The 5,575-nt window shown below is 37.9% G+C and carries 3 protein-coding genes and 1 pseudogene; 2 read left to right on the forward strand and 2 right to left on the reverse strand.

All coding sequences use genetic code 11. From position 1 onward, the window contains the following. A partial coding sequence (locus C7B62_RS23975; protein WP_106243622.1) for an EAL domain-containing protein occupies positions 1-1,402 on the reverse strand: 1,402 nt, incomplete at its 3' end. A 404-nt stretch (positions 1,403-1,806) separates the two neighbouring features. Beyond that, on the reverse strand, positions 1,807-3,192 hold the full coding sequence (locus tag C7B62_RS23980; RefSeq protein ID WP_106243626.1) for a serine/threonine-protein kinase: 1,386 nt from the start codon (positions 3,190-3,192) through the stop codon (positions 1,807-1,809). Between the two features lie 101 nt (positions 3,193-3,293). On the opposite strand from C7B62_RS23980, the gene C7B62_RS23985 reads away from it, so the two are divergent. Continuing rightward, positions 3,294-4,385, forward strand: coding sequence for an ABC transporter ATP-binding protein (locus C7B62_RS23985; RefSeq protein ID WP_106243630.1), 1,092 nt, complete (start codon positions 3,294-3,296; stop codon positions 4,383-4,385). 390 nt (positions 4,386-4,775) lie between these two features. Further along, positions 4,776-5,575 (forward strand): annotated as a pseudogene (locus C7B62_RS23990) (hypothetical protein); the annotation flags it as partial.

The following is a 5,575-nucleotide window of genomic DNA, read 5'->3' on the forward strand; positions in this document are numbered from 1 at the left end:
GAGTTATTTGATGAAATAAGTCTGATTGTTTAAACTGCGCTCCTGATAGATTAACGCTGATTTTGTGGGTGGTTAATCCCGCATCTAGCCAAGCCTGCATCTGCTGACAAGCAGTGGTTAGCACCCATTCCCCTATCGGTTTAATTAAGCCGATATCTTCTGCTAGGGGAATAAACTTTTCAGCATTGATTCTACCCAAGGTGGGATGATTCCAGCGCAATAACGCTTCTGAACCGATGATTCGATTGGTTTGTAGCTCTAATTTGGGCTGGTAGTACAGTTGAAATTCTTGTCGTTCCAGAGCATGATGTAATTCTGATTCTAGTCTGAAGTCTTCGCCAGACTTAGAATTTTTGATCTTAAAAGCAACGGTATAGGCTTGACAACGATTTCCTCCCTGACTTTTGCCATATTCAATCGCTTTGTTGCTCTGCTCTAACAGTTCTGTAATATCTTGACTATCGCTAGGACAATAGGCAATCCCAATAGTTGGAGCAAGATATACTTCGCGATCGCCAAGCGTACCCGAAGAGGAATCGCTAATAAAATAATTTTGTTTGAGAACATTCAGGATAGACTGTCCATATTTACTACCTGTCATACGACTATCCATCGCCAGCAACACCACAAAGTTATCTGGTGCTAGGTAAACTACCTCGCCATGAGCAGCAAAATTTCTAACGCAATCCACCAAACGTTGAGCAATTTCTTTTAATAAAAAATCTTGTTTCTGTTTATTGAATAAGTTACTAATCTTCTCAAATCGATCTAAGCTAATATTAAATACACCAATAATATTAAACTGAGATTGTTGCGCTACATCCTGCTGGTGAGATTCTAATGAGCCACTAGGGGTTTCTCCATGGTGACTGGCAATTAATGATAATAAATAATTAAATAAATCTCTTAAAAAGAGTTTATTAGGCAAACCTGTCAGATGATCTTGATAAACATTATCGTATTCTGATGAATACTCACTGATTGAAGATTGTAAAGCCTGTTGAATTGTCGATTGTTCTAAATGCTTACTCAAAGTCATTTTAACCGTAGCACGCAGTTCCTGTTCCTTATAGGGCTTAATCAAATAGCCATAACAGCCTGTTTCCGAAGCGCGATCTAAAGTTTCATCGTTGGCATAGGCAGTTGTGAAAATGATTGGTACATCAGAAATAGATTTTATTTGAGATGCTGTTTCTATACCGTCAATTTCTCCCTTAATGGCGATGTCCATCAAGACTAAATCTGGCTGTTCCAGGTTCACACAATCAATTGCAGCCTGACCATTAGATACAATTTTTAAGACGTTATAACCAAAATTTTGGAGCTTTTTAGCTGTATTTTTTGCAATCAATAATTCATCTTCAACTATGAGAATATTAGCTTTAGATTCATTAGTTAACATTTGTATAGAATAGCTTAAGCTATTTTTGATTAAAATATTAGTTATTGGCGACTAAATAGAAATCTCGAACTAAGTTTAACTAGTTTTACTTTAAAAACATAATCTATATCTATTTATGTCATTTTATAGTATAGCCTCAAGATAATACAGTGTAAAATAAATGTAAATATATAGTTTAATAACTGTAAATTTACTGAATAGCAGCAAAAAAAGAATTATTTAACTTGATCAAAAGTCAGTAAAATCACTCAAAAAAACTTTAATTATAGCCGTACAAAGTTAGCGGCGCGTTTTGAGTATGAAGATTCACACTCAAAAGCTGCCGCAGATTAGGATAAGTTTAATTAACTGTTCGTAGGTAGTAGGTAGTCCTTTATTACTTGTTACTTGTTACTCATTACTCATTACCTATTATTTGTTACTTGTTTCGTCAACAAACTACGGGCAATTCGATACCAAACTTCTCGATATTCTTGGTGATCTTTGCGTTGAGTTAATTGTTTGCCTGCTAGTTCTGGATACTGTTCATGAAAAACACTATCGACCTGTTTATAAAAGTTACTAGTATTCAGCTTGAGAGATTTAACTTTTTGATGCACTTGACGCTGCAAATCTAGTTCGTCTTGGTTAATGCCTGGGGAATTAGGATGATTTTGAAAATCATGGGCGACTGTTTGAGTAATTCGGTAATTAATTAATGCAAAGCTAAATATTCCAGGAATAATCACGATCGCCGAGGCGAAAATGCCCCATTGCCAAGGTTTAACTCGATTAAAATTGGTATCAATAAATTTGCGCGTTATTCTTCGAGATATTTGAGTCATGCTTGAAGCGGCACGAGACAAGGCACTAGTCGAATCATAATCATTAGTCTCAAAGCGATGGCGATCGCCAGGAGCAACAATTAGGGTACGAAAACGAGAAATAAAGTTAGTGAAAACTGATTTATCTTCAAGAGAGAGAGTCTGACGCACTTGATCCACAGATTTAAAGCGATCGCATGGTCTTTCTGCCAACATTTTCTTCAGGACTCTTTTAAAATGAGGACTAACATCGATTTGATTCCAGTCCCATTTTCCTTGATAACTATCGTATAGCCGATCGGGTTGTTTACCTGTCAACAACACTACTGAAGTTGCCGCTAGAGAGTAAAGATCGCTAGAAGGCATGGTTATACCACGACGAATCTGCTCATCGGGACAATAGCCTTTCTTGCCGATTAGAGTTACAGAATAGCCAGCAGATCTCGAAACAGCATTAGCAGCAAGTTTAACGCAGCCAAAATCAATCAGCACTGGCTTATGATCGCGATCGCGTAAAATTAAATTATCAGGAGAAATATCACGGTGAATCAACTCAGCATTATGAATATAGTCCAGCACGGGCAAAATATCCCAAATCATCTCGGTGACTTCTGCTTCACTTAATTTGCCCCGACGCTGAAGCAATTGCCAGTAACTTTCTCCTTGGATGTATTCTTGAACCAAAAACAGCGATCTTCTACCATCAATTCGAGTCCTTAATAGTGCCTCAAACCTAGGAATCTGCTGATGATTTAGCTTATATAATATACCTGCTTCCCGTTCAAACAAATCTTCCGCCTGACGTGATTCGTTGTTAGTCTCAACTTGGGGAGCAAATTCTTTGAGGACACACAATTCTCGATAGCGTTGAGTATCTTCAGCTAAATAAGCACGACCAAAACCACCGCGAGCAATCTGCTTCACAATTCGGTAGCGATTGTTTAAAATAACTCCATCTCGTAGGGCGTAAGTAGAAGACCTAGCCATCAGTAGATTCTATCTCTTAATATAACAAACGCCATTCTAACAGCCAACAGTCAACAGTCAACAGTGATCAGCAACCAGTAATTAATCACCAGTAATAATCCATGGCTCAAGTACGTCTACAAGGAATAACCAGACAGTTTGATAATGCTACGGCAATACAGGATATTACTTTTGACATTGCCGATCGCGCTTTTTGGGTTTTGGTTGGGCCTTCAGGCTGCGGTAAATCAACTATTCTCCGCACGATTGCAGGCTTAGAGTCGATTACTAAAGGAGAATTGTATCTTGGCGATCGCTTGGTTAATGATGTTCCTGCAAGACAGCGAGATGTGGCGATGGTGTTCCAAAATTATGCTCTCTATCCTCACATGAGCGTGGCGGACAATTTAGCTTTTGGGTTAAAAATGCGCAGGGAATCACCTCAAGATATTGATCGCAAAATACAGCAAGTGGCTCGATCTTTAGATATAGAACATCTGTTGAAACGTAAACCAAAACAGTTATCGGGGGGACAACAACAGAGAGTCGCTTTAGGTAGAGCGATCGCTCGTCAACCCCAGGTATTTTTACTGGATGAACCACTATCTAATTTAGATGCTCAATTGCGAGACGATACGAGAGCAGAATTAAAACGATTACATCAACAGTTTCAGATTACGACTATTTACGTGACTCACGATCAGGTGGAGGCGATGACTTTAGCCGATCAGATTGTGGTTTTAGATAATGGTAGAGTGCAGCAGATTGGCAGTCCACAAGAGATTTATAGTAATCCTGTAAATAGTATGGTGGCTGGTTTTTTGGGCAATCCACCGATGAATATTATCCCCGCCATCTATCAAGGCGATCGCTTGATTCTGTTTAACAATCAGTCGCTCCAGTTAAATCAAGCCAGACAGCAGCTATCCCTTAGTCTTGGACAGAAGTTTAACCTAGGTATTCGTCCTGAACATATTCAGATTCAGCCAACATCTGCTCAGGATAACGATGATTGTCTAACTTTAGAAGTAGACTTAGTTGAACCCTTGGGCAGAGAAACTTTGATTAAGGCAATTGTACCAAGATCGAACATCAAACTTAATTTACTGGCAGATGCTCATTATCAAAGTCGTAAGGGCGATCGTCTCACCGTAAAATTTGATTTAGCACGGCTATTTGTTTTTGATGCGAATAATGGACAGACTGTCAATTAAACCGCATCCAGTTTGAAACCAGGAGTTTTTGAGTTAGCTGTTCGCAAGTAGCCCTAAAGGATTCCCTTCGGTCTCAAGTAGCAATGAACTCCTATTTAACTTGTTTCATTTTTGATCAATCCTTCTGCCTTCGTTCAATGAATTGACACAGTGATCTTGAGCAATTGTGTTTAATCTGACCAACAGCTTGATAGTAAAGAGCTTTTTACTGCTGAAGAGTCTTTATTTCATCTAAACTATACAAACTCTTTACCTCTAGTTGATTTAAAAAATCATATTTTCATCTGGGCTTGATGATTAATTCTAAGAGTTAAATAGATAATCAGTTTACTTCAACAATTGTTGGAAATTGTTTGATTTTAAAAGTTATCTAAAATTAAGTCTAATCTTATGTCTAAAAATCTATTGCTAGAAAATATCTTATCAATTGATGATTTTTTTACTATACCTCAGCGAGTTCTTGAGTTAGAAAAAAATAGCCTTAAATGCCAAATACCAGGCTCAATTTATCAATTTGATGATAAATCCCATGTAAATAGCTCGCTTGTCAATAATCCTGATGATATAGATAATTATCTGGCTATGGGAATTGATAATAATAACGAGATTACGACAGATAAAAATAATAATATTATCTATGGTAAAGGAATTTCTTCGGCTTTGAGCATTGCCTTGGCTAGTGCAGAAGCTGAATTTATTTCTGATTGTATTGTTGCTGCTAATAGCCAAACTACTGCAAATGCTGGTGTATTAGCTTTAGGAATTAACAACCTAGGTCAGATTAATACTGGCAGAGGTGATGACATTATTTTTGGTGTTGCTGATGCTTCAGGGAACTCAACGGCTGATTCCCAAGCAGAATCAATTTTGAGCAATGTCACTTTTACTGATGCTACTAGTAGCTCTGTGGCAACAGTTAATGTAGTTGTAGATGCTGTTGGTATTAATAACGGGGGAAAAATTAATACTGGCAAAGGTAATGATATCATCGTCGGGTTTGCTAATGCTTCGGCTTTAGGTAACGCAACAACTAACTCTCAAACCCAATTATTATTTAGTAATGGATCTACAGCCACTGCCAATAGTGAGTCAGTTGTCATTGTCGATAGTTTAGCCTTGGGCATCAATAACACAGGTGTAATTAACACGGGAGAAGGGCATGACGTTATTATTGGTTTAGCGACTAACTC

Origin of the sequence: Pleurocapsa sp. CCALA 161, from assembly GCF_003003995.1 — a bacterium.
Taxonomy (GTDB): Bacteria; Cyanobacteriota; Cyanobacteriia; order Cyanobacteriales; family Xenococcaceae; genus Waterburya.

What these genes read in the sequence shown, in the direction of transcription:
- C7B62_RS23980 (WP_106243626.1), bottom strand. Translation starts at nt 3,192, where the DNA reads ATGGCTAGGTCTTCTACTTACGCCCTACGAGATGGAGTTATTTTAAAC.
- C7B62_RS23985 (WP_106243630.1), top strand. Translation starts at nt 3,294, where the DNA reads ATGGCTCAAGTACGTCTACAAGGAATAACCAGACAGTTTGATAATGCT.